19 protein-coding genes are annotated in these 25,531 nt (G+C 70.0%); 14 read left to right on the top strand and 5 right to left on the bottom strand.

Features of this window, described 5'->3' with window-relative positions:
- Positions 1-50 precede the first annotated feature (50 nt).
- Positions 51-2,837, top strand: a complete 2,787-nt coding sequence (locus tag P2T62_RS00420; protein WP_276259512.1) for a tubulin-like doman-containing protein — start codon at positions 51-53, stop codon at positions 2,835-2,837.
- Between the two features lie 39 nt (positions 2,838-2,876).
- Here P2T62_RS00420 and P2T62_RS00415 read toward each other — a convergent pair whose 3' ends face one another.
- Entirely contained in the window at positions 2,877-3,569 is a 693-nt protein-coding gene (locus tag P2T62_RS00415) for a hypothetical protein (protein WP_276259511.1), read from the bottom strand.
- 211 nt (positions 3,570-3,780) lie between these two features.
- On the opposite strand from P2T62_RS00415, the gene P2T62_RS00410 reads away from it, so the two are divergent.
- From P2T62_RS00410 to P2T62_RS00395, 4 genes are all read left to right on the top strand, one after another.
- Positions 3,781-5,898, top strand: coding sequence for a tubulin-like doman-containing protein (locus P2T62_RS00410; RefSeq protein WP_276259510.1), 2,118 nt, complete (start codon positions 3,781-3,783; stop codon positions 5,896-5,898).
- Positions 5,899-5,990: 92 nt separating this feature from the next.
- Entirely contained in the window at positions 5,991-8,735 is a 2,745-nt protein-coding gene (locus P2T62_RS00405) for a tubulin-like doman-containing protein (RefSeq protein WP_276259509.1), read from the top strand.
- 83 nt (positions 8,736-8,818) lie between these two features.
- Complete coding sequence (locus P2T62_RS00400) at positions 8,819-10,282, top strand: APC family permease (protein ID WP_276259508.1); 1,464 nt, start codon at positions 8,819-8,821, stop codon at positions 10,280-10,282.
- 2 nt (positions 10,283-10,284) lie between these two features.
- A complete protein-coding gene (locus tag P2T62_RS00395; protein ID WP_276259507.1) occupies positions 10,285-10,932 on the top strand; it encodes a potassium channel family protein in 648 nt (215 codons plus the stop codon).
- A 15-nt stretch (positions 10,933-10,947) separates the two neighbouring features.
- Here P2T62_RS00395 and P2T62_RS00390 read toward each other — a convergent pair whose 3' ends face one another.
- The gene (locus P2T62_RS00390; protein WP_276259506.1) at positions 10,948-11,553 is read right to left on the bottom strand and encodes a DUF1684 domain-containing protein; all 606 of its coding nucleotides are present in this window, start codon (positions 11,551-11,553) and stop codon (positions 10,948-10,950) included.
- 978 nt (positions 11,554-12,531) lie between these two features.
- Here P2T62_RS00390 and P2T62_RS00385 point away from each other — a divergent pair.
- Both P2T62_RS00385 and P2T62_RS00380 read left to right on the top strand, forming a co-directional pair.
- The gene (locus P2T62_RS00385; protein ID WP_276259505.1) at positions 12,532-14,985 is read left to right on the top strand and encodes an ATP-dependent DNA helicase; all 2,454 of its coding nucleotides are present in this window, start codon (positions 12,532-12,534) and stop codon (positions 14,983-14,985) included.
- 63 nt (positions 14,986-15,048) lie between these two features.
- A complete protein-coding gene (locus P2T62_RS00380; protein ID WP_276259504.1) occupies positions 15,049-16,170 on the top strand; it encodes an AI-2E family transporter in 1,122 nt (373 codons plus the stop codon).
- Positions 16,171-16,205: 35 nt separating this feature from the next.
- Here P2T62_RS00380 and P2T62_RS00375 read toward each other — a convergent pair whose 3' ends face one another.
- Entirely contained in the window at positions 16,206-17,048 is an 843-nt protein-coding gene (locus P2T62_RS00375; protein ID WP_276261661.1) for a sulfurtransferase, read from the bottom strand.
- Positions 17,049-17,405: 357 nt separating this feature from the next.
- On the opposite strand from P2T62_RS00375, the gene P2T62_RS00370 reads away from it, so the two are divergent.
- The gene (locus P2T62_RS00370; protein ID WP_276259503.1) at positions 17,406-18,272 is read left to right on the top strand and encodes a sulfurtransferase; all 867 of its coding nucleotides are present in this window, start codon (positions 17,406-17,408) and stop codon (positions 18,270-18,272) included.
- Positions 18,273-18,417: 145 nt separating this feature from the next.
- On the opposite strand, the gene P2T62_RS00365 is transcribed toward P2T62_RS00370, so the two are convergent.
- Positions 18,418-18,771 (bottom strand): DUF5615 family PIN-like protein, encoded by a 354-nt coding sequence (locus tag P2T62_RS00365; RefSeq protein WP_276259502.1) that lies wholly within the window; start codon positions 18,769-18,771, stop codon positions 18,418-18,420.
- On the bottom strand, positions 18,772-19,053 hold the full coding sequence (locus P2T62_RS00360; protein ID WP_276259501.1) for a DUF433 domain-containing protein: 282 nt from the start codon (positions 19,051-19,053) through the stop codon (positions 18,772-18,774). It lies immediately after the preceding gene.
- 167 nt (positions 19,054-19,220) lie between these two features.
- On the opposite strand from P2T62_RS00360, the gene P2T62_RS00355 reads away from it, so the two are divergent.
- The 6 genes from P2T62_RS00355 (at position 19,221) to P2T62_RS00330 (ending at position 25,524) form a co-directional block, all read left to right on the top strand.
- A complete protein-coding gene (locus P2T62_RS00355; RefSeq protein WP_276259500.1) occupies positions 19,221-20,894 on the top strand; it encodes a flavin-containing monooxygenase in 1,674 nt (557 codons plus the stop codon).
- A 133-nt stretch (positions 20,895-21,027) separates the two neighbouring features.
- Entirely contained in the window at positions 21,028-22,557 is a 1,530-nt protein-coding gene (locus tag P2T62_RS00350; RefSeq protein ID WP_276259499.1) for a sulfatase, read from the top strand.
- Positions 22,557-23,582, top strand: coding sequence for a lysylphosphatidylglycerol synthase transmembrane domain-containing protein (locus tag P2T62_RS00345; protein ID WP_276259498.1), 1,026 nt, complete (start codon positions 22,557-22,559; stop codon positions 23,580-23,582). The genes P2T62_RS00350 and P2T62_RS00345 overlap by 1 nt, the downstream gene beginning before the upstream one ends.
- A gap of 47 nt (positions 23,583-23,629) precedes the next feature.
- Complete coding sequence (locus tag P2T62_RS00340) at positions 23,630-23,968, top strand: thioredoxin family protein (RefSeq protein WP_276259497.1); 339 nt, start codon at positions 23,630-23,632, stop codon at positions 23,966-23,968.
- Positions 23,969-24,068: 100 nt separating this feature from the next.
- Positions 24,069-24,785, top strand: coding sequence for a hypothetical protein (locus tag P2T62_RS00335; protein ID WP_420028471.1), 717 nt, complete (start codon positions 24,069-24,071; stop codon positions 24,783-24,785).
- Positions 24,786-24,834: 49 nt separating this feature from the next.
- A complete protein-coding gene (locus tag P2T62_RS00330) occupies positions 24,835-25,524 on the top strand; it encodes a hypothetical protein (protein WP_276259495.1) in 690 nt (229 codons plus the stop codon).
- Positions 25,525-25,531 lie beyond the last annotated feature (7 nt).

Genomic DNA, 25,531 nt, shown 5'->3' with positions numbered 1-25,531 from the left:
CTCACTGTCACCCGAAAAGCTATTTGCTAGAGTATCGCACGTGTCGGCACATGTCGGTAGAACCCGCTCCGACGATCGTGGTTGGCGTTGGCCAGGCTGGTATCAACGTCATCAACCGGATCCACGAGAGCGACGGGCTCGGTTGGGGGGATGAGTACGACAAATACTTCGACTACATCGCGATCGACTCCAGTTCGAACGAGGTGCGGAACTCCCCGGACAAGGCGACGCAGGTCGACCTGCGGTCACCCCGGCGGAACATCAAGACCGATCAGCGGGCCTACCCGTATCTGACGGAGAGCCTCCAGGTCGGCGAGAAGGGCGCCCAGCGCCAGCGGCCGGTCGGCCGGTACAAGCTGGACAACACGGACATGCCGTCCTGGGACGCCCACTACGAGAAGATCAGCAACGCCATCGAGGGCCACATGCGGACGTGCCGGCAGGACCCGGACATCAACGCCAAGCAGGTCAACGTCATCCACGTCCACTCGCTGGGCGGCGGAACCGGCAGCGGGACCTTCCCGCTCATCGCCCACATGCTGAACGAGATCACCGGCAACCTCAGCGGCTCGGCCGGCGGGATGAACATCTACACCGCGGGGGTCGGGGTCGTGCCGGAGATCATGCACAACCTGGACACGTTCAGCCCCCCGGGCGACAACCGGTACTACGCCAACGCCTACGCCGCGCTCAAGGATCTCGAGAAGCTCATCGACGCGGACAAGCACGACCCGCTCCCGGTCTACCTCTACTCGAAGATCGCGAACCTCAACGAGGGGCTGACGACGTTCAACATCGACCGGCTCGACCCGCAGGAGCAGATCACCAGTTCGCCGTACCGCCACTACTTCCTCATCGGCGTCGACGAGGACCAGATCGACGGCGACAACAAGCAGGGGGGGCCCGAGACCTACCGCTCGATGGTCAACAACACCATGATGTCGGCCATCTACGGGCTCTCGATGTACGGGAACGAGATCGAGAACTGGTTCGAGACGGCGGAGGGGAACTTCCAGTTCGGCTCGTTCGGTCAGACCCAGCTGACGGTCCCAATCGAGGACGTCAGGGCCTACTGCAGCCTGAACGAGCGGATCGAGGAGCTCCGGGCCGAGGTCGAGCCCGACGAGGAGGAGCGCGACGGGGACCTCGTCGAGCAGCGCAAGGAGAAGATCTCCGAGCGCGAGACCCTGGAGGCCATCCTCGAGGACCCGACGGAGATACTCAAGGAGTACGAGGACAGCGAGGCGATCAGGGGTGACGTCGCCGAGCAGGTCGAGCGCCGCATCAACTCCGGGAACAACGTCATCGAGACGACGACCGAGGAGATCGACGCCATCGTCGACAACCTCCGCGAGTCCTACGGCGACCGGATCGTCGCCTACGCGATGGAACGGGCCGAGAAGCGGATCGAGGAGGAGGGCGCGGGGATCCGCGAGTCCTGGCGGGAGGTCGTCAACTCGAAGTACAAGGACCTGGAGGTCGCGAGCGAGGACGGCTACGGGCACAACGTCGCCACCACGAGCGAGAAGGTGGGCGAGCTCCAGCGGTTCCTCGACGACAAGATCGAGGAGCTGGAGCAGGCCGTCGAGGACGAGGCCGAGGATGACGGCGGGCTGCTGTCCGGCGTCTCGGACTTCCTCGGCAGTGGCGGCCCCGACTACCAGGAGTGGCTCGAGGCGTACCGGGCCCACAAGGAGGACCTCAACGGCTACCAGCGGAACCGCGACCAGCTCCGGGCGCTGAAGCAGGAGGTCCGGAGCCGCCGCGCGGACGTGCTCCAGGACACCATCAGGCCGCGGGTCGACCGCCTGAACGACGAGATCGAGGAGCTGCGGGAGCGCATCGAGCAGAAGGAGGACGACCTGGGCGAGCTCATCGAGGACCGCGAGGACAAGCTGGACGAGCTCACCGACGCCGAGTACGGCGGCCGGATCGGCCGGCTCGCCCTCGACGAGCGGAAGCTCCGCGAGGACCTCGACCGCGAGACACTCGAGGAGGAGCTCACCTCACTCAGCGCCTTCCACGAGCAAGGCTACCTCGCACGCGACCTGGGCGAGCAGATCGAGGGGCGCATCGGCCAGAGCTACGCCTGGGACTCCACCCTGATGTCATGGGACGACGAGGCGGAGGACGGCATCGGTAACCGGGCCACCGCCATCCGCGACATCTGGATGCTCCACAGCGACGAGAACACGGACCTGCCCGAGTTCGACATCACCGGCGCCGGCCGCCACGAGTTCCGCCGCTCGGACGAGGAGGGCGTCTTCCCCTCCTTCGAGGACCCCTACACCGTGCAGTTCCTCAGCTACACGCTCGACTCGCCGCTCACCAGCCTGCAGGTGTACACGGAACTCGACCGGGCCGCCGAGGAGGGCTGGCTCGACGCCATCATCGATGTCTGGGACGATTACCGCCTCGCGTTCGCCTACCCCGAGTGGTACGGCCGCGAGATCCAGAAGGTGTTCGCCATCGAGACCTCCACCGAGCTCCCGGAGCTCCCCGAACTCGACGAGACGAAGATCACCGTCCAGAAGGAGAGCGGAGAGCTCAAGGCCTGGATCAGCAGCCACGGCCTCGCCTCCTACCTCTGGAACGGCGACGAGTGGGACGACTTCAACGGCTACATCACCGTCGATGGCCACGAGTACGCCGGCTGGAAGCACTACCTCAGCGAGGAGTACGGCCTCACCTACAACGACATGCGTGATGTCGTCCCCAGCGGCCGGACCGCCGAACTCTGGCACGCCGGCGAGATCACCTGGGAGGAACTCCTCACGGAGGTCCAGGAGAACCTCATCGAGAAACACGGCGTCGAGGTCAAGCTGACCCGCGGCTGAACCGCCGACGCCGCGAGGACCGCGATTCTCGCGACTCCGCTACAGCTCGGGACCGCTCGGGCCCGGCGGCCCGCCGTCGTCGCGCCCCCGCAGGAACAGGACGACCATCCCGACGATGCCGATGACGCCGAACGCGGCCCCGGCGATGCCGATCAACCGCCAGTTCTGCGTCCCGTTGATCTCGGCCTGGAGCGAGCCGATGCGGTTGTCGGCGCTCGCACTCATGTCGGTCGGGGCGTCGAACGACTCCTCACCCTCGGTGCCGCCGGCGGTCTCGTAGCTGACGGTGACCGACCCGGCGTTGAGTTCGTTCGTGGTGGTGCCGCCGACGTACACCGTCTCGAAGTTGACCTGGATGGTGGTGCCGGAGGGGATCTCGTCCGTCCGGAGGATGACCCGGTTCCCCCGGTTGGTCTGGTCGAAGGAGACCTCGCGGTCGCCCTCGACGAACGCCTCGACGGTGCGCTGGTCGAGGACCATCCGGTTGCCGGGCGCCACCTCGACCTCGACGTTCTGTGCGTTCTCACCGGTGACGGTGAACTCACCCTCCACGGTCACGACGTGGGGCCGGTCGGTCCCGCCGTCGTCGTAGCCGCCGAGCGTCCCGGCGAAGTCCCCCTCGACGGTTATCGCCTGCGCGGCGACCGGGCCGCCACCCAGCCCCACGAGCAGAAGCCCCACACACAGTGCCGAAGCCGTCCGCAGCGCCGCCTCTCGCTTCCGTCGGTTCATCTGACAGTCCCCACCACTCCGTGAGAGGTTATAAAAGCTTACGCAGCGGACCGCCGCAATCAAGTCGCTATCACGGGATGGCGAGGGTCCGTACGGGGTCGGGGACCGGGAGCCGACACACCGGGTCGGCCCGTCACCACCGGGCGTCGTCGGGAGCAGGTCCGACACGGTTCCCTCCACAGTTAACACCGCGACCACCATCCGGGGGAGTATGTCGAGCGGGCGTAGCCGGACGGTCGTCGTCGGCGCCGGGGGAGCCGGTATCGATGTCCTCGCGGCGCTGGCCGGCAGCGACGGTGCCGGGTGGGGTACGACGCACGACGACCGGTTCGAGTACGTCGCCGTCGCTGCGGACCCGGCGGCGCTCGGGCGAGCGCCGGAGGGTGCCACAGAGGTACGGCTCGCGGTCGACCCCGACGACGTGGCCGACGCCCGGGCGACCCACCCGTACCTCCGCCCGGACGGCGTCGGGGCCGACGGCCAGGGCCGCCAGCGACCCGTCGGGCGGTACGCGCTCGACAGCCGGGGCGGGGACGCACGGAGCGCCCTCCGCGACGCCGTCGACGGCGCGTTCGATTCGCTCCTCGCGGGGACCGACAGCGACCCCGGGGGCATCGACGACGAACGGGTGCGGTCCTGCAACGTCGTCCACGTCCACGCCCTGGACGACGGGCTCGGGAGTGGGAGCTTCCCGCTCGTCGCACACGTCCTCGACGCGGCCACGGACGAGCGCCGCGAGCGACACGGGGTGTCGACCTACGTCGCGGGTATCGGCATCATCCCGGAGCTATCACACGGGGTCGGGAGCGGGTTCGAGTCCATCGTCCCCCCGGGCGAGCGGTGGCGATACGCGAACACCTACGCCGCGCTCAGGGACCTCGAGACGCTCACCCTGTCGACCGCCGACGACCCGCTGCCGGTCCACCTCCACGCCGAGCGGGACGGTGCCGCGGAGGCCAGGTTCGTCCTCGGTGCCGACGAGCCCCAGGGCTACATCGACGGATCGCCGTACCGTCATCACTTCCTCGTCGGCGACGGCGGACACCGGACGGCCGACGCCGCCGGCCCGGGGCCGGCGTACGCCCAGCGCGTCGAGGCGGTGGTCGGGGCGATCCACGGTCTCGCGGCACTCGGCCCCGGAGTCCACACCTGGCTCACGCCGCCATCGGGGACGGCCCACTTCGGGTCGTTCGGGCAGTCGGAGCTGTCGGTCCCCATCGAGGACGTCCGGGCGTACTGCCGCCTGGACGAACGGGTCGCCGAACTCGAGGGGCGTCTCGGCGGGGCCGAGAGTGCGGCGGGCGGGGAGCGGTCGGGAGAGGCACCCGACGATATCGAGGCCGAGCTGGCGGCGGCACGGGCCGAACGTGAGGCAGTGGTCGAGCGGCTCACCACCCCGCGGTACGGGCCCCGTCGGGGGCGGCTCGCGCTCGACGAGCGGATGGTCCGCCGGCACCTCGACCGCGAGACCCTCCGGACGGAGCTCACCTCGCTGCGCGCGTTCGACGAGGCGGGATACCTGGTCCGTGACCTGCAGACGGTGCTGGAGAGCCGCCTCCCGCTGGCCTGCGCGTGGCAGTCCCGGCTCCTGACCTGGAGCGAGGGGAGCGCGGGGGGGACGGTCGGCGGCCACTACGGTGGTCGCCGGGAGGTCTGGATGCTCCACAGCGAGGAGAACACCGACCTCCCGTCGGCCGACCGCACCGAGGCCGGGCAGCACACGTTCCGCCGGTCGGGCGAGAACGCCCCCTTCCCGCCGTTCGCGGACCCGTACACGGTCCAGTTCCTGACCTACTGTGTCGAGGCGCCGCTGTCGGACCTCCGGGTGTACGCCGAACTCGACGGCGCGGCGGCGAGCGGCCGGCTCGACGAACTCCTCGAGACGTGGGACGACCACCGGCAGGCGTTCGCGTACCCGGAGTGGTACGACCGCGACCTCCGGCGGTACTTCGGCATCCGCACCCGCGTCGACCTCCCGCGACCGCCGGAGCTCGACCTCGATGCCGTCCGGACGGAGCGCACGGGCGCGGACCTCGCGACCTGGGTGAGCAGCCACGGCCTCGCGTCGTACCTGTGGCTGGGGGACGAGTGGGACCGGTACGAGGGGTACATCACCACCCACGGGACCGACCCGGTGGGCTGGCGGGCGGGGCTCGCCGACCACGGGCTGAGCTATCAGGACATGCGCGCGCTCGTCCCGAACGGGGAGCCGGTGGCGCGGTGGGTCGCCGGTGACCGGTCGTGGAGGGACCTGCTGTCGCAGGTGACGGACCGACTCGCCGAGCGCGAGGGGCTCAGCGTGGCGTTCATCGACGGCGAGTCCACGTAACGAGGGGGTGACCCGGCGCTATCGGACTCCGGAACACTCTCCGGGGGCAGGGCTGGCAAAGGATGAAGGCCCGACGAGTCCAGCCGACGGGTATGCCGATGACGCCGACGGTTGTCGTGGGGGTCGGGGGGGCGGGATGCAGCGTCATCGACCGGCTCCACGACAGCGACGGGCTCGGGTGGGGAGACCAGTACGACGAACGCTTCGAGTACGTGGCGGTCGACTCGGACGAGGACGCGCTGAGGGACGCCCCGGATGCGGCCACGCAGGTCCCCCTTCGGGCACCGGCGAAGAACATCGCGGCGGACAAGCGGGCCTACCCGTATCTCACTGAGGACATGCGGATCGGCGCGAAGGGGGCCGAGCGCCAGCGACCGGTCGGGCGGTACAAGCTGGACAGCGGCGGCTCGTACGACGCGACGGTCGAGGCCATCAGCGAGGCGCTCGAGGAGCAGGCGGACGCGATCGAGGCCTCGTCCGACCTCCCCCCGGAGCTCAACGTCGTCCACGTCCACTCGCTGGGTGGCGGGACCGGGAGCGGAACCGTCCCGCTCGTCGCGAGCATCATCAGGGAGCTCTCGACGGACCTGCACGGCGAGCGCGGTATCGGCGTGTACGCCACCGGAATCGGAATCCTTCCGGAGCTCCCGGAGGACACGGGGACGCTCAGGCCACCGGGCGACGACCGGTACTACGCCAACACCTACGCCGCGCTCGGGGATCTGCAGAAGCTCATCGACGCCGGGACGGACGACCCGTTGCCGATCTACCGGTACGCGGGAATCGATGACGCTGACGACGGAACGATGCCCGACACCGACGAGATCGAGGCACGGCGGGAACTGACCGGACCGCCGTACTGGGAGTACTTCCTCGTCGGCGTCGACGAGGCCCGGATGGCCGGCGACGACCGTGGTCCGGAACCGTACCTGGACACGGTCAGAAACAGGATCACGGCGGCGATCTACGGCATCGCAGCCGAATGGGGCTCCATGCGGCTCTACAGCAGGGGTCGGATGAGAGCCAAGATGATGACACCGAGGCACCGGGTCGGCTCGTTCGACCAGACCCAGCTCTCGGTCCCCATCGAGGGCGTGCGGACGTACTGCGACCTGAACGAGCGGATCGCGGAGCTCCGGGAGCAGGTCGGGCGCGGCGACGGGGAGGGAGTGCTCGTGGGGCGGCTCCGCGACGCACAGCGAGAGCGGGCGGTTCTGGAGCGAGCCGTCGACGATCCGACCGTGGCACTCCGGGAGTGCGGGGAACCGGATTCGGTCGCCGAGGAGGTCGAAGCGGCCCTGGACCGCACCATCGGCTCCGGGGAGGCGCTCGCCGAGGCGACCCCCGACGAGGTCGACCAGTTCGTCGACACCCTCGACGGGGAGCACGACGAGCCGACCCTCCTGCTGGCCCTGGAGCGCGCCGACGAGCGCCTCACGGCGGCGGAACAGCGGCGCCAGGCGGCGCTCCGGGAGCTGGTCGACGACGAGTGGCAGCGGGCCGACGGGACGGAGCGAATCGATTCCGGCGCCAGCACGGTGCCCGAGCGGGCCGACGCGCTCGGGACGTACCTCCGGGAGGAGATCGAACGTCTGGAGCGGACCATCGAGGAGGGCGGGCGCTGGTTCCTTCCGGACCTCGGTATCCTCGGTCCCGACCACGAACAGCAACTGAACGAGTGCCGGCGGCGCCTGGACGAACTCGAGGAGCGACGGGCGGCACACGAGGCGGTGTCGGAGACGTGGCGTGCGGTCCGCGCCCGCGAGGAGGAGCTGCTCGAGACGCGGGTCGAACCGGAGCTGGACCGGCTCGATGAACGGACCGAGGAGCTGCGGGAGCGCATCGAGCAGAAGGAGGACGACCTCGACGAGCTGCTCGCGGACCGGGAGGACAAGCTGGACGAGCTCACCGACGCCGAGTACGGCGGGCGCATCGGCCGGCTCGCGCTCGACGAGCGGAAACTCCGCGAGGACCTCGACCGCGAGACACTCGAGGAGGAGCTCACCTCACTCAGCGCCTTCCACGAGCAAGGCTACCTCGCAGGCGACCTGGGTGACCGACTGGACGACCGAATCCGCGGGAGTCACGCCTGGGACGCCGCCGTGCTGTCGTGGGACGACGAGGTCGTTGGTGGGTTCGGGAATCGAACCAGCGGACTCCGGGCGGTCTGGATGCTCCACAGCGACGAGAACACCTCGCTCCCGGGACCGACCGGGCTCGGTGCCGGGCAGTACACCTTCCGGCGGTCGGGCGACGACGGCGGCTTCCCCTCGTTCGAGGACCCCTACACGGTGCAGTTCCTCAGCTACGCGCTCGACGACGTCCCACTCACCGACCTCCGGCTCTACACCGACCTCGAGGAAGCCGCGGAGGACGGGTGGCTCGACACGATAATCGACGTCTGGAGCGACTACCGCCGCGCCTTCGCCTACCCCGAGTGGTACGCCCACGAGATCCGGCGCGGGTTCGGCGACGTGCCCATCGAACTCCCGAAGCTCCCGGAACTCGACGGGACGGCGGTCAGCGTCGAGAAGGAGGGCGGCGAGCTCAAGCACTGGATCCGTACCCATGGCCTCGCGGCGTACCTCTGGAGCGGCCACGAGTGGGAGGACTACGACGCCGAAGTGACCGTCGACGGGTACGAGGACACCGGCTGGAAGCACCGCCTCGGCGAGGAGTGTGGTCTCACCTACAAGGACATGCGTGCCGCCGTCCCGAGTGACCGGCCAGCCAAACTCTGGCTGATGGGGGAGCTCTCCTGGGCGGAACTCCTCGCCGAGGTTCGGGAGAACCTCGTGGACGAACACGGCATCGCGGCCGAACTGACCCGGGGCTGAGTCCGGCCGGCTATCCGTCGGTCGGGCGCCCGACTGACCGTACCGTTAACTACCAGGGGGTCGGGCATCGGGACGACCTGTAGATGTCCCACGGCGAACGCGAGCCCGCGGCGGAACTCGGGCTCCTCGACGCGACCATGATCGGGATGGGGGCGATGATCGGCGCCGGCATCTTCGTGCTGACGGGGCTGGCGGCCGAGCTCTCCGGCCCGGCCGCCATCCTCGTGTTCGCGCTCAACGGCGCCGTCACGGCGTTCACGGGGCTCTCGTACGCGGAGCTGGCCTCGGCCATCCCGAAGAGCGGGGGGGGCTACGCCTTCGTCCGGGAGATCTTCGACGACCTCGCCTCGTTCGTCATGGGGTGGATGCTCTGGTTCGCCTACATGATCGCCGGCGGGCTGTACGCGCTGGGGTTCGCGCCGAACTTCCTCGAACTGCTGCACGTCTACGGCTACGTCCCGCCGCCGGGGGAGGTCGGCGCCGTCGCGCTGCCGGTGCTCCCGGCGGTCCCCGCCGAGGTGGCGCTGGCGTTCGTCGCGGTGCTCGGGCTGGTGGCCGTGAACGCCGTCTCGACGGCCGCGAGCGGGAGCGTCGAGACGATATTCACGGCGGTCAAGGTCACCATCCTGCTCGTCTTCGTCGCCTTCGGCTTCCTGTCGGCGGGCGGCGGCGGGGAGACGAGCTTCACGTTCCAGAACTTCGACCCGCTGTTCACGGGCGAGGGGGGCGCACTCAGCATCCTCCCGGCGATGGGCCTGACCTTCATCGCCTTCGAGGGGTACGACCTCATCACCACGGTCACGGAGGAGGTGAAGAACCCGCGCGAGAACATCCCGAAGGCCATCTTCGTGAGCCTCGGCGCGACGGTCGTGGTCTACCTGCTCGTGGTGACCGTCGCCATCGGCACCCTCGGCGCACCGGGGCTCGCGGCGGCGGGCGAGGCCGGCATCGCGGCGGCGGCCACCTCGTTCATGCCGACGGGGCTGCCGGTCATCCAGAACGGGGGCGCCGTCATCGTCTTCGGCGCGGTGTTCTCGACGGTCACGGCGCTGAACGCCGTCGTCATCGCGTCCTCGCGGGTGGCGTTCTCGATGGGCCGGGAGGGACAGCTGCTCCCCCGCTTCGGGACCATCCACCACCGCTTCGGGACGCCGTTCCTCGCCATCCTCGGCAGCGCCATCGTGATGCTCGGCTCGGTCGTCCTCCCCACGAAGAGCGCGGGCAACATGTCCAGCCTGTTCTTCCTGCTGTCGTTCGTCGTGGTCAACGGTGCTTTGATGAAACTGCGCCGGGAGCGCCCCGACATGAACCGTCCGTACGAGGTTCCCTACTACCCGGTGCCGCCGGTGCTGGGGATCGTGCTGAACCTCCTGCTCACCGGCGTCCTCGTCGAGTACCTCTTCCGGACTGACCGGCTGGCGCTGGCGCTGAGCGCCGGCTGGATCGTCCTCGGGGTGGTGGCGTACTACGCGCTCGAACGGCGGCGGGAAGCCGTCGGGGCGGGGGCCCCCGTCGACGGCGACCTCGCCGAGGAGGGGGGTGACTGACCGTGGCATCGCTCAGGGTGGTCGTCGTGGGGGGCGGCCGGGTCGGGACACGAACCGCGGAACTCCTCGACGACCGGGGGCACGACGTCGTCGTCGTCGAGGAGGACCCAGACCGGGTGGAGGCGCTCAGCGACGAGTACATCGCGACCGTCATCCAGGGGGACGCGACGCGGCCGTCCATCCTCGAACAGGCCGGGCTGGACCGCGCCGACGCGCTCGCCGCGCTGACCGGCCGGACGGGGGTCAACCTCGCCACCTGCATGGTCGCCACCCGGCTCGAATCGGGGCTCGAGACGGTGATGCGGACGGACCGCGAGGTGGGCGACGAGTACGCCGGGTTCGTCGACGCCGTCACCTTCCCCGAGCGCGCCGGCGCCCGCGCGACCGCCAACGCCATCGAGCACGACGTCCAGACGCTGACCGAGGCCACCGGCGCGCTCGACATCCTGGAGGTCCGGGTCGCCGAGGGCGCCCCCGTCGCCGGGCGGGCGCTGGCCGACGTCGCGCTCCCGCGGGGGAGCCTCGTGGTCTCGGACGCCGCCGGCGACACCATCGCCGGCCCGGAGACGGTCCTCGAACCCGGCCAGTCCTACGTCCTCGCGGTCGCGCCGGACGTGGCCGACGAGGTGATGAACCTCATGCGGGGCTGACGCCGCTCGCCCGGGTCAGTCGGAGCCGAGCGACCGCGCCAGCCGCTCGCCCGCCTCGATGCGCACGTCGAGCGTGTTCTCCGGCGGCGCCAGCGGGCAGGCGAACGCCTCGTTGTAGACACAGAACGGGTGGTACGCGAGGTTGAAATCCAGCGGGAGTTCGTCCGCGTCGGCGAGGTCGCCCTCCACCTCGAACTCCATGTACCGGCCCGCACCGTACGTCGTATCGCCCGTGGTGCCGTCCCGGAACGGGACGAACAACGTCGTCGTGTCGTCCGCCGCGTGGTCGTGGCCCTCCTCGGGCTGGACCTGCTCGTACCCGTACAGCTCGTGCTCCCCGCCGTCGAGTTCGAAGACGAGTTTCGCCGCGCGCTCGTACGGCTGGGGCTCGCCCTGCGTCATCTCCAGTTCGATGGTGTCCTCGCCGTCGGCGGGCTCGACCCGCGCCGCGACGCGCAGCGAGGGGTCCGGGTCGTAGTAGGTCAGCCCCTCGAAGTCCTCGCGGTCGTCCGCCGGGATGGGTGACTGCCGGTGCTCGGCGAAGAACTCGTCCTTCTCCGCGCGGTACTCCTCGAGTTCCGTCGCCCACGCCTCGGCGTCGAAGTCGGCGTCCATGCTCATACCGGGAGTTGGGCGGGCGGACGGGTAAACCGTCGGGGCTCGGGCGTGGTGGTCGCGTGGTGTCACAGATGTCGGCAGCGATGAAGCGAGGACCTCCGGTAACGGAACCATCTACGAAGCCCTCGCGCGCTCAGGCGGCCGCGGCTCGCTGCGCTCCTCGCGGTCCGGGCGTGCGGCGCTCGCTCCGCTCGCGCCGTTCCGGGCATCCGCTGCGGTGCTTACGTCGCCGGGGCCACGCTGAGCGCGCTCGCCCTTCGAGTCCGCCAGGAGTCAGTTGTGTCACGGGCGCGGTGGCCCTGCCCTTCCCCAGGTCGCGCGGGCTTGCGCGTCCGCGCTGCGCCACGCGCTCCCGGCCGGAGAGCGGTTGCTCGGTCGGCCGGTTCCGGAATCAGGAAGCGCGCCAGCGCCACCCGCGCCGAACCGCGAGCAGGGCGGGACTCCGTCCCGCTTGCAGTCGGGCGTAGCCCGACGACGAAGCGAGCGTGTTCGGTGGTCCCCGGCGCTGGCGCGGGGAGGTGTGGGGGCACTAGCACTCCGCTGGAACCACAACGCGCGTCGCTCGACTCGAAACACAACCCCCTGGCGGACTCGAAGAGCGAGCGCTGTGAGCGCGAAGCGCGAACGCTGGAAGTCGCAGCCCGCGCAGCAACGCGAGCAGGAACGTCTTCCAGAACTCGACGAAGGTGGACGACGCAAGCACCGCAGGCCGAGCGAAGCGAACCCGAGGAGCGCAGCGAGGTCGTTCGAGAGAGCGGAGCTCTCTCGTGATGACGAAAATCACCGATTTTCGAACCACCCCCGAGTCGAGAGCGTGAGGGCTTCGTGGACATGTCTATCGTCGCAGGGCATACTATCATCCAAAACAGTAGTATATGATACCAAAATCTGCGCTTGATTACTAACTTTGAATATAAAATACTTATATGCAACCCACACACAACTTCAAGACCCATCCCGGGAGGAGGACCCGACACGCCTATGGCCGGTGACGCCCGACCCGACTTCGTGACCGAGGGGGCCGACGTTTCGAGCGACGACGCCGGGACGAGCGGCGGAACCGGCGACGCGGGCGGCGAGAGCGGCGACCACGACGACGACCAGCCCTGGCGCGACGTGTTCGGCCACGCCGAGCCGTACGACGACCAGGTCGACGGCATCGAGACGGCCATCGGAACGGGCGAGAGCGGTGGCTTCGTGGCACTGGAGGGTGCCTGCGGCACCGGCAAGACGCATATCGCGCTCACCGCGGGCATCCAGCTGGTCCGGGACCCGGACACGCAGTACGAGCGGGTCCTCTGCCTGACGAGCGTCAAGCAGCAGCTCCGGCAGTTCGAGCAGGACCTCCGCATCATCAACGCGAACCTGCCCGAGGACTGGACCCCCGTGTCGGGGCTCACGCTCGTCGGGAAGGCCGACGTGTGCGCGTACAACGTCGCGGGAACGGGCGGTATCGACGATACGAACGTCTACGAGCGGTGCGAGGGGCTGCGCGAGCGGACCCGGGCGCTCGCCGACGAGACGAGCGCGGGCGACCTCGCGGCGCAGGCCCGCTCCCAGCAGGTCGGGCTGGCCGACTCCGGGAGCGGCGGCGACGCGGCCGACTACCTCGAAGCCGCGGGCGGGATGGCGCCCTACCCCGAAGGGACCCCAGAATCCGGGAACGACGTGGAGTACTGCCCGTTCTACGCGCAGTTCCTCGAGGACCTGCCCGACGACGGCGAGGCGTCGGAGGCGGTCCCCTTCGACTGGACGGAGACGGGCCACATCGACGCACAGGAACTCACGCGGCTGTCGGTCGACGCCGGGACCTGCCCGCACTCGGTGATGGGGGCGCTGCTGCCGGAGGTGGAGGTGGTTCTCGGGAATTATTATCATGCGTTCGACCCCACGACTGTCGAGACGTTCACGGGCGCGCTGCTCGACGACGAGACGTTCGTCGTCTGCGACGAGGCGCACATGCTCGAACCGCGCGTGCGCGACCTCGTGAGCGAGGGCGTCGCGGACGTGTCGCTGCGCGATGCCGAGAGCGAACTCGCACAGGTCGTCCAGCCGCTGACGATGACCGACGAGACCGGGCGGCAGACAGGGCCGGTCGACCAGATCCGCGCCGAGCTATCGGACGCGACCGTCGACCTCGAGGACCTCCAGCGCACACGCCAGTTCCTCCGCGACCTCCGGGCGGAACTCGGCCGGCGGGTCGAGTCCTACCTCGACCGCGAGCACCGGGGCTGGCGGGCGGACCTGAACGACCTGCCCGACGACGAGATCCCCCTGCGCGACCCCGAGACGCCCCGGACGGACGACCTCACGGCGTGGGCCGAGGAGGAGGGGTACACCGAGCGCGACTGGGTGCGCGCCGAGAGCGCGTGTGCCGTCGCTGCGCGGATCCTGAACAGCGTCGAGGAGGAGGACACGAAGCGGACGGCGCCCGCGGTGGGCCGCGCGCTGGGCGCGTGGGCCCGCGCCGACCACGTGGATCACTTCCGCGAGATCGAACTGGAGCGGACCTGGGACGACGCCCAGCCGACCGATTCGTGGCGCCGGGCGTACAACGCGCGGTTCGCGCTCCACAACTGCCTGCCCGGCGACGCCATCGCCGAGCGCCTCGACGAGTTCGGCGGCGGCGTCCTGATGAGCGCGACGCTCGAGCCGCTGGACGCCTTCGCCGAGGTGACCGGGCTGAACCACCTCGAACGCGAGGAGGACCGGCCCGTCATCACCCGGAGCTACGGGCTGGACTTCCCGCCGGAGAACCGGGAGTCGTTCGCGGTCGCGGCACCACCGTTCACCTTCGAGAACCGCGGCGCACCGGGCGAGGAGACCGAGGCCCGGCGCATCCACGCGTCGGCGCTCCGGGAGGTCGCGTCGGTGGCGGGCAACGTCCTCGTCGGGATGCCCAACTACGCCGAGGCCGAATGGGCCGCCGAGTACCTCCGGGGGGCGGTCGAGAAGGAGGTCCTGCTCGACGAATCGTCGGCGGACGACGTCACCGAGGACCTCAAGCAGCGGTTCTTCGACGGGCCGGGGAAGGTGCTCGTCACCTCGCTGCGCGGGACGCTGACGGAGGGCGTCGACTACCGCGGGGACCGCCTGAGCGCCGCCGTCGTCTGTGGGGTCCCGCTCATCAACACCGCCAGCCCCCGGACGCGGGCGCTCCGGACCGCCTACGACCGGCGCTTCGGCGACGGCTTCGAGTACGCACTGACGGTGCCCGCTGTCCGCAAGGCCCGGCAGGCCGTCGGCCGGGTCATCCGAGGGCCGGAGGAGGTCGGCGTCCGGGTGCTGCTGGACGAGCGCTACGCCCGAGAGGCCTGGAACAGCGTCCGCGAGTACCTGGGCCCGGACCGCGAGGAGTTCCAGGCCGTCTCGCCGGATATGCTGTCGCTGGGGCTGGAGCGCTTCCGCGAGGCGGTCGGCGAGGACGGGGGCTGAGGGGCCGCCGGCCCGGCCCGATCGACGCGTGACTTTTTGTCACACGACGCGAAAGCGGATGGCGTGTCTCTCGCTCGCCGTCGCCGCCGGCTGCTGGCCGGCCTCGTCGCCGGACTGTTGCTGCTCTGTGGGGTGGTGCTGTTCGACGTCCTCCAGACCGTCTTCTTCGCCGTCACCGTCGCGTACGTCCTCTACCCGGTGCAGCGTCGACTCGTCGACCGCGGGGTGCCGGCCTACTGGGCGAGCGCGGTCGTCACCGGGGCCGCGTTCGGCGTCGTCCTCGTCGTCGTGGCCGCGTTCGCGCTCGTGCTCTACAACCGCCGCGAGTCGCTGTTCACCCTCCTCCGTACGGTCCCCAAGGAGGTGACGGTCCCGCTGGGGGAGTTCAGCTACACCCTCGACACGACCACCGCCCTCGCGACCGCCAGGGGGGCGTTGCAGTCGCTCGCCGTGGACGTGGCGACCGCCGCGCCGGTGCTCGCGCTGAAACTGTTCCTGTTCGCCATCCTGCTGTTCGCACTGCTGGTGCGGCCCGGTTCCGTCGGCCGGACCGCGTTCGCCGTGACACCCCCGGCCTACCACGACGTGCTGGTGGCGCTCGACCGGCGCGTCCGGGAGACCCTGTACGGCATCTACGTCCTGCAGGCCGCCACGGCAGCGGGGACGTTCGCGGTCGCGCTGGTCGTGTTCGGGGCACTGGGCTACGGCGCCCCGTTCACGCTGGCCGTCGTCGCGGGCATCCTCCAGTTCATCCCGATCGTCGGGCCGGGGGTTCTGGTCGCCGCGCTGGCCGGCGTCGACATCCTGACCGGGATGCCCACGCGGGCGATCCTCGTCGCGGTGCTGGGTGCCGTCTTCGTCGGCCTCGCCCCCGACGCCATCATCCGACCACGGCTGGCGAGCCGCGCGGCCCACCTGCCCACGTCGCTGTACTTCATCGGCTTCACTGGCGGCCTCCTCACGGTCGGCGCCATCGGCTTCATCGCCGGACCGCTCGTGGTCGCGCTGCTGGTCGAGACGGTGGAGTTGCTCTCGCGGACCGCGAAGGGGCGACAGGCCCGGCTCGACGTGGACGGCGGTGGTCCGAGCGGCGGAGGCGACGACCCCCGGCGACCGGACGAAGGGCTGCGAGGCTTGGGGGACGACACGGGCGGTCCGGACGACACGGGCAGCCCGGACAACTGAGCGGACGACACGGACGGCCCGGACGAGCGCCCGATTCAGGCCGTCTCCAGCGTGTTGCCCGCGGCCTCCCACTCCGTCAGCGAGCCCTCGTAGAACGCCAGGTTCGGGAAGCCGAGATGCCGGAGCACCGTGTACGTGTGACTGATGCGCCGGGCGGTGTTGCAGTACAGCAGGACCCGCTCGCCCGGGCGGATGCCGCGCTCGGCGAGCAGGTCGCGCATCTCGTCGGCCGGCAGCAGGCCCCGCGTCTCCGCGTCGACCAGTTCCTGCCAGTCCAGCCGGACCGCGCCGGGGATGTGTCCCTCCTCGAACTCCCATTCCTCGCGCGTGTCGACGATGACGGTCCCGGGGTCGTCGATGGCGGCCTCGACCGTGGCGAGAGGGACCAGCGGGCCCCGCTCCTGGTACGCGGCGCGGTAGTCGGTCGGCTCGACCTCGGTGGCCGCGCTCGTCGTCTCGTGGGCCAGATTGTAGGCCGAGAAGTCACCGTCGAGCAGGTGGAGGCGGTCGGGGTCGTGGCCGTACAGCTCGGCGGTGACGAGCAGCCGGGCGGCGAAGACGCCGTTCGTGTCGTCGTAGGCGACGACGCGGTCGCCGTTGTCGATGCCGGCCTCGCTCAGCAGGTCGGCGAACGCCCGCGACCCGGGGAGCATCCCGGCCTCGGCCTCGCCGTGCGCTCGCGGCTCGTCGCCGCTCGCGCTGTCTCCGGCGCGTTGCGCCGCATGCTCGGTCGCACGGAAGGCGTCGAACGGGACGTTCACCGCCCCCGGGACGTGCCCGATGCCGTCGAACTCCCAGGCATCGCGGACGTCGACGACGGCCACATCCGGGTCCTCGCGGTGGGCCGCCAGCCAGTCGACGCTCACGACGACCGGCACCTCGTCGTCGGTGTCGCCGGGCCCCGCCGCCGTACCGGACCCGTCGGCCACGGCCTGCCGTCGGGCGTCCTCGTCGGTCATGCTCCCCTCTCCACGCTCCGCGGGCATCAACCCGGCGAGCGCGGCGAACGGGGCCCGGGATACGCGATACCAGAAGATATTGCCGTCTCCGTGGCGGCTATTTGGACTGCAATTCGACTCCGGGAGCCGGAACCGGGACAGGGACGGTCAACTGCCCGGACGAGGGACGGCTGGCCCCGCGGAATTACCGGCAACAAAATCCTGAAACAGCCATGAGCGGCCTGTCCTGCCGGTGGTGGTAGGGTTATCTCTCGGGTCCGGGTATAGGGGAACGAAATGGTCGAAGACAGCTACGCGAAGGACGTCCTCGTCTCCGCCGACTGGGTCGAGGACCGACTCGACGAGTTCCAGAGCGACGACCCCGCCCACCGACTGGTCGAGGTCGACGTGGACACCGAGGCCTACGACGAGGGGCACGCCCCCGGCGCCATCGGCTTCAACTGGGAGACGGAACTGCAGGACCAGACCGAGCGCGACATCCTCTCGAAGGCGGACTTCGAGGACCTGCTCGGCTCCCACGGCATCACCGAGGACTCCACGGTCGTCCTCTACGGTGACAACTCCAACTGGTTCGCGGCCTACACCTACTGGCAGTTCAAGTACTACGGGCACGACGACGTCCGCCTGATGGACGGCGGGCGCGACTACTGGGTCGAGAACGACTACCCGCTCACGGACGAGGCACCGGAGTTCTCCGCACAGGAGTACAACGCCGGCGGTCCGTTCGAGACCATCCGCGCCTACCGCGACGACGTCGAGAACGCCATCGAGCGTGGCATCCCGCTCGTCGACGTCCGTTCGCCCGAGGAGTTCTCCGGCGAGATCCTCGCGCCCCCGGGCCTGCAGGAGACCGCCCAGCGCGGTGGCCACATCCCCGGCGCCGAGAACATCTCCTGGGCCGCGACGGTGCAGGACGACGGCCGCTTCAAGTCCCGCGAGGAGCTGGCGGAGCTGTACGGCGCGCAGGGCATCGACGACTCGCAGTCCGTCGTCGCCTACTGCCGCATCGGCGAGCGCTCCTCCATCGCGTGGTTCGCGCTCCACGAGCTGCTCGGCTACGAGAACACGACGAACTACGACGGCTCCTGGACCGAGTGGGGCAACCTCGTCGGCGCCCCCATCGAGACGGGCTCGGGCGAGTGAGTACCGCGACCGAGCCCGAGGAACGGAGCGGCGCAGCCGCGGAGACGGGCTCGGGCGAGTAGGCCGGGTCGGTCGCGACGTTCCACCTTCTTCGGACGCCACAACGGAGGGCGAGAGCCTCCGACAGCTACGACACCGCCACGGATCAGAGCCAGTCGTCCGTCAGATGGTAGGCCACGCCACCCTGTGCTACCTGCTTCTGGCCGACGTGGGTCGCGACGGCATCGATGATATTGGCTGCCTCGAACGGGGGCAATCTGTCGTCTGGCTGGAACAGGACACCGATACGGTCGACCGCATCGTGTTCGCCGAGGAAGTCGTCGTCACAGGTGACGAGCAGACGGTTCTCGCGCTCGGCGTACGGAACGATCTCCGAGTCATCGCTCCCCGGACCCAGTTCCGGAACCTCGACGACCCGCTCCACGTCGTGGCCCATCCGCTCGCAGTAGTCCGCGAGGCTGGCCTCGGTCATCTCGTCGAACAGGAGCCGGAAGGGCATTCAGATGTCCTCTGGACCGGTGACCGCGCCGGCCGCCCGCGAGTCCTCGATGCGCTGCGCGCGGCGGCGCTCGACCTCGTGCATCTCCCCGGGATTGTCGTGGTAGTACGTCAGTGCCCGGTACACCTCCGCGACGCCGACACCGAGGGAGTCGGCGGCCGCCTGCGGATCGAGGCCGCGTTCCTCCACGAGCGCGTGAATCCGGCGGACGGAGATCCGGTGCTCCGCGAGGTGCGGCTCGTCCATCAGATCACTGACGATGCGGCCGGCCTGTTTCGCCATCACGTGCGTGTCGTTCGTCTCCGTACATCAATCCTCGGCCGGAGATGTATCCGGGCGAGGCCAGGACCGCCACGTGCCGCGGGGCGGACGGCCCATATCAACGTCGACCGCTGGACAGGCACCAGACTTAATCCCGACAGACACCCCCTCTCCCCCAGTGACCAGCCATGCCTGAGGCGGACACGCACACAGGACCGGGAGACGGAGCCACAGACGTCGACGCCGTCGTCGTCGGCGCGGGGTTCTCGGGACTGTACATGCTCCATCGCCTGCGCGAGCAGGGCCTGGACGTGCGCGTCTACGAGAAGGGCGACGGCGTCGGTGGGACGTGGTACTGGAACCGGTATCCGGGCGCGCGTTGCGACAGCGAGAGCCACATCTACTGCTACTCCTTCTCCGACGAGATCCGCGAGCAGTGGGAGTGGAGCGAGCGCTACCCCGAGCAGCCCGAGATCCTCGAGTACCTGAACTTCGTCGCCGACGAGCTGGACCTGCGCCGGGACATCGCGTTCGAGCGCGAGGTCGAATCCGCCACCTACGACGAGGACGCGGCCACCTGGACCGTCGAGCTGGCCGACGGCGAGGTCGTCGAGACGCGCTTCTTCATCACCGGCGTGGGCTGTCTCTCCGAGCCGTTCCGACCCGAGTTCGACGGGCTCGAGGAGTTCGAGGGCGAGCAGTACCACACCGCCCGCTGGCCGGAGGAGGGCGTCGACCTCGCCGGCAAGCGCGTCGGCGTCATCGGCACCGGGTCGACGGGCATCCAGTTCATCTCCGAGACCGGCGGCACCGCCGGGCATCTCACCGTCTTCCAGCGGACGCCGAACTACGCCGTCCCGGCGCGCAACCGGCCGCTGGAGGACGAGGAGTACGCGGAGATCCGCGCGAACTACGACGACATCTGGAAGCGGGCCCGCGACTCCCGGCTGGGGATGCCGTTCGAGCACGACCACTACTCGGCGGCCTCGCTGTCGGAGGCCGAGATCCGCGAGACGCTGGAGGAGCGGTGGCAGCAGGGCGGCTTCCGGTTCCTCCACGCGTTCGAGCCGGGCCACGTCCTCACGAACGCCGAGGTGAACGCGGTCATCTCGGAGTTCATCCGCGAGAGGATCCGCGAGAAGATCGACGACCCCGACCTCGCCGAGAAGCTCGTCCCGACGGACCACCCGTACGGCGCGAAGCGGCCGCCGATGGACTACAACGACTACTACCGGACGTACAACCGCGACGACGTCTCGCTCGTGGACGTCAGCGACGACGGCGAACCCATCGAGCGCGTGACAGCCCGGGGCATCAAGACGACCGCGAACGAGTACGAACTCGACGTGCTCGTCTTCGCGACGGGGTTCGACGCCATGACGGGCGCCATCCTGGCGATGGACATCGAGGGGCGCGACGGCCTGACCCTGGAGGAGGCGTGGTCGGCGGGGCCCCGGACCTACCTCGGGCTGATGAGCCGTGGCTTCCCGAACCTGTTCACCATCACCGGGCCCCAGTCCCCGTCGGTGCTGACGAACATGCCGCTCTCCATCGAGCAGCACGTCGAGTGGATCGCCGACTGCATCGCCTACATGGACGAGCACGGGTACGACGCCATCGAGCCGACCGAGGCGTCCCAGGAGCGGTGGGTCACGAACACGAACATGCTGGCCGACAACATGCTGTTCTCGGAGGCCGACTCCTGGTACCGGGGCGACAACGTCCCAGGGAAGACCGAGGTGTTCACGCCGTTCCCCGGCGGGCTGGACATGTACCGCGACATCTGCGACCGGGTCGCCCGGGACGACTACGACGGCTTCGAGTTCGCCCGGGCGGCCGACGCAGCGACGGTCGAGCGGTAGCCGGGAGCCCCGTAGACGGCCCCGGAGCGATTCAGGGATTCGCCGAGTAAGGGGACGCTACGCACGGTAACTCGCTCCTGTGGTGGCCGACTGAATCCGCGGGTTTCTTGCCTCGGCACGGACAGAGGCGGGTATGAGCGAGACGGCCGACTCCGCCGGAGCCGAGAACGCGGGCGGCCAGGCGGACGGCAACGTGCTGTTCGTGGTGCTGGACACGGTCCGGAAGGACCACCTGACGCCGTACGGCCACGACCGCCCGACGACGCCGGTGCTGGAGGAGTTCGCCGCGGAGGCCCGCGTCTACGAGAACGCGGTCGCGCAGGCGCCGTGGACGCTCCCCTCCCACGCCTCGATGTTCACGGGGCTGTACCCGAGCGACCACGCCGCCACCCAGGAGGACCCCTACCTCGCGGACGACATCGGGACGCTGGCCCAGGCCGTCCGGGCGAACGGCCACGCCACCGCGTGCTACTCCTCGAACGCCTGGATAACACCGTACACGCGGCTGACGGCGGGCTTCGACCACCAGGACAACTTCTTCGAGGTGATGCCCGGGGACGTCCTCTCGGGCACGCTGGCGGACCTCTGGCAGCGCATCAACGACAACGACTGCCTGCGCTCGGTCGCCGACCGCCTCGTCGAACTCGGCAACACGGTCCACGAGTACCTCGCCAGCGGCGAGGGCGCCGACACGAAGACACCGGAGGTCATCGACCGGACCATCGAGTTCACCGACGAGGCCGAGGACTGGTTCGCGTTCATCAACCTGATGGACGCCCACCTGCCGATCTACCCGCCCGACGAATATCGGGAGGAGTTCGCGCCCGGGGTGGACCCCGAGGCCGTCTGTCAGAACTCGAAGGAGTACAACTGCGGGGCCCGGGACATCTCCGAGTCCGAGTTCGAGGATATCCGCGGGCTGTACGACGCCGAGATCCGCCACATCGACGCCCAGCTGGAGCGCCTGTTCGACCACCTGAAGCGGACGGGCCAGTGGGACGATACCACGGTCGTCGTCTGTGCGGACCACGGTGAGCTCCACGGCGAGCACGGGCTGTACGGCCACGAGTTCTGCATCTACGACCCGCTCGTGAACGTGCCGCTGCTGGTCAAGTCGCCCGGGCTGGAGCCGGGGCGCGACGAGACGACCGTCGAGCTGCTCGACCTCTACCACACGACGCTGGACGCCGCGGGCGCGACGGAGGCGGCCGGGACGCCCGACCACGGCGGCGAGGCGTTCGACGCGACGCGCTCGCTCCTCCGCGAGGAGGCCCGCGAGTTCGAGGGCGGCGAGTACGGCTTCGTCGAGTACCACCGCCCCGTCGTCGAGCTGAACCAGCTGGAGACGAAGGCCGAGGAGGCCGGCATCGAGCTGCCGGAGGACTCGCGGTTCTACTCCCGGATGCGCTCGGCGCGGCGCGCCGACGGGAAGTACATCCGCAACGAGCGCATCCCCGACGAAGGCTACCGCCTCGACGCGGACCCCGGCGAGACCGAGGACGTCGGGACCGACGACCCCGTCGTCGCCGAGGTGGAGGCGACGCTCGCCGAGTTCGAGGCGTGGGTCGGCGGCGAGTGGTCCGACGTCGACGACGACGACGTGCTCGGCGATATGAGCGACGACGCGAAGTCGCGGCTGCAGGACCTCGGGTACATGGAATAATGAGCGACGGCCGGCAGTTCGTCGAGTTCGCCACCCGCGAGACGCTGGCGAAGACCGGCGTCGGCTTCCTGGTGGCCATCGCCTTCCTCTACCTCGTGACCGTCGGGCTCGGCGTGGAGGAGGTCTCGCAGGCGCTGGCCGGCGCCGAGTACGAGTGGGTGGTGCTGGGCTGTCTCTCGACGGCGCTCTGTCTGGCCTCGTGGGGGAAGGCCTGGCAGGTCGTCCTCGCGGTGGTCGGCATCGACGTGCCGTACCGGAAACTGGTGGTGACCTACTTCGCGGCCACGTTCGCCAACTACGTCACGCCGCTGGGGCAGGCCGGCGGCGAACCGTTCATCGCGTACGTCCTCTCGCGGGACACGGACGCGAGCTACGAGGACTCGCTGGCGTCGGTCGTCACCGCCGACCTGCTGAACCTGCTGCCGTTCTTCAGCTTCGCGGCCGTCGGGCTGGGCGTGCTGTTGACCCGGCCGTCGCTGCCCGCCGCGACGCGGCCGCTCGCCTTCGGCCTGTTCGGGATGGCCGTCGGCATCCCCGTCGTCACGGGCGCGGGGTGGTTCTGGCGCGAGCAGGTGCGGAGCGGCCTCCTCCGGCTGGTCGCGCCGGTCGCGAGGCGGACCGACCGCGTCAGCGTCGACGGCGTCGCCGACCGCATCGACGACCTCTACGCCGCGTTCGGCCGGGTCGCGCAGGACCCGGGCGCGCTGGTGAAGGCCGTCGGATTCGCCTACGTCGGCTGGGTGTTCTTCGCCTTCCCGCTGTACTGTGCCGGGCAGGCGCTCGGCGTCGACATCAGCCCGCTGACGGTGCTGTTCGTCGTCCCGGCCTCGACGCTGGCGGGGATGGTCCCCACGCCCGGTGGGCTGGGCGGCGTCGAGGCCGCCCTCGTGGCGCTGCTGGTCGCCGTGGCCATCGAGTCGGCCGCCGTCGCGCTCGCCATCGCGCTGGTCTACCGGGTCGTCTCGTACTGGTTCGCGCTCGGCGTCGGCGGGACGGCGGCGCTGACGGTCGTGAAGCGCGCCTGAGGCCCCCCGGCACGGTGCTTAACCGCATCGGGTGCGTCCCCAACTGCATGAGCGACGCCGCGACCGCCGACCGTCCGACGAACCTCGCCGACGAGGCCGACCTCGACGCCTTCCTCGCCGCCAACGACCGCGCCCTCATCGAGTTCTACACGGAGGGCTGTTCGATCTGCGCGTCGATGGAGCCCGTCCTCGGCAACGTCGCCCGCGCGACCGACGTGGCCGTCGGCCTCGTCAACCCCCGCGACGACCCGCCGCTGGTCGAGCGGTTCGCCGTCCAGAGCGTTCCGCTCCTGGTCTACTTCGAGGACGGCGAGCCGGTCCGGCGGCTCGCCGAGGGGTTCGTCGGCGCCGACGACGTCCTGGCGTTCGTCGACGCGGACACCTGAGCCGCCGTCGAAACGTCGCCGCCGGAGTAACGAATTTGTGACCCGGCCGACGGAGACACACACGATGTCGACGACGACCGTTCGCGGGACGATACGGGGGATGGGGAATCGAGCGAACCCGGCGTTCGCGGCCGGCGCCGTGGCCGTGCCGGTGCTGGCGCTGGCGTACGTGCTGGCGATGGGGACCGTCCAGCAGCACACGTACGTCCACGTGATGGCCGGCGTGCTGTGGACGGGGATCGACCTGTTCATGGCCGCGGTGCTGGGGCCGGTCATCGGCGGCCTGGACGTGGACGCCCGCGCCGACATCTTCCAGCGGTTCACGCCGAAGATGACGTTCCTGATGCCGGTGCTGGCGCTGGTCACCATCGTCGGCGGCATCACGCTGGCGCTGCGGCTGGGCTACTTCCCGAACGCCGACCCGTGGCTGGCGCTGATGAACCTCGCCATCGTGGTGCCGGCGCTGCTGTCGATCGGCTACCAGTTCCGCGCGTTCGGCGACCGCCGCTGGCAGGCCGTCTTCGCCGTCGCCACGGTCGCGAGCGTCGCCTACCTCGCGGTGACGCTCCCCGAGTTCGCCATGACCTCGACGGTTATCGCCGTCTCGCTGGGCATCGTCGTCGTGCTCAGCGTGCTGGGCTTCGGCGTCCTGATGCCCGGCGAGGTGCTGATGTACAGGGAGATGACCTCGACGGACCCCGACACGCAGCGCATCGCGGACATCGGGATGCGCAACGCGAAGCTGGCGGGCATCCAGGGGGTCTTCCAGCTCGCCATCGTCTTCGTGATGGTGTACCTGCGCTGGGGCGGGTTCTGACGGGGACGGGTCGGAGCTTCTTTGCCGGCCACCGACGAGACCCCTGCCGATGGCCGACAGCCTCCAGCAGCGGGGTGCGGTGTGGACGTTCACCGCCCTGTTCGCCACCTACGGGGTCGCACTGCTGGCGTCGCTACTCGAGACCCGTGACGCGCTCGGGCGGCTCCTCGCCCCCTCGCTCGCTGACGGCGTGGTGCTGCTGGCGTTCGTGGTGACCCTCGGGGGGCTCGGGTACCGAGGGATGCGCTCGCACCTCGAACCGGGGCGGGCGAGCGAGTGGCTGGTCCCCGTGGACTACTTCCTCGCGCCGGCGGCGCTGCTGGCCTACTTCGTGACCTTCCTCCTGCTCGGTCGGCAGCCCCTCGCGCGAGTCGGGAGCCTGGTGGCGTTCGTCCAGGCGGCCAGCCTGGGGCTGGTGCTGGGCGTGTTCAGCCGCCCACTCGTCCCGCCGGGGCTCTCGGCCGAGCGGCGCGACCGGGCGCTGGAGCACCACCTCTACAACTGGTGGCGGAGCGCACAGGTCGCCGCGTCGTTCATGGTCGCGTTCGGCGTCGGGCTCGCGGCCGCGAGCTACCTCCAGCTGACCCAGCAGTCGGCCGCCTACACGGTCGGCGACCTGGCGCTGCTCAGCATCGTCACCGGGCTCAGTGGGGTCGCGCTCGGCCTCTACACGCTGGCCAAACTGTACGCCGTCGGGCGGGCGTTCCAGCGCGAGCTGGTGGACGGGGGCACCGAGTAGCGGCGCG

Source organism: Haloglomus litoreum (assembly GCF_029338515.1).
GTDB classification, from domain to species: domain Archaea; phylum Halobacteriota; class Halobacteria; order Halobacteriales; family Haloarculaceae; genus Haloglomus; species Haloglomus litoreum.
This window is presented reverse-complemented; position numbering and strand designations above follow the sequence as displayed.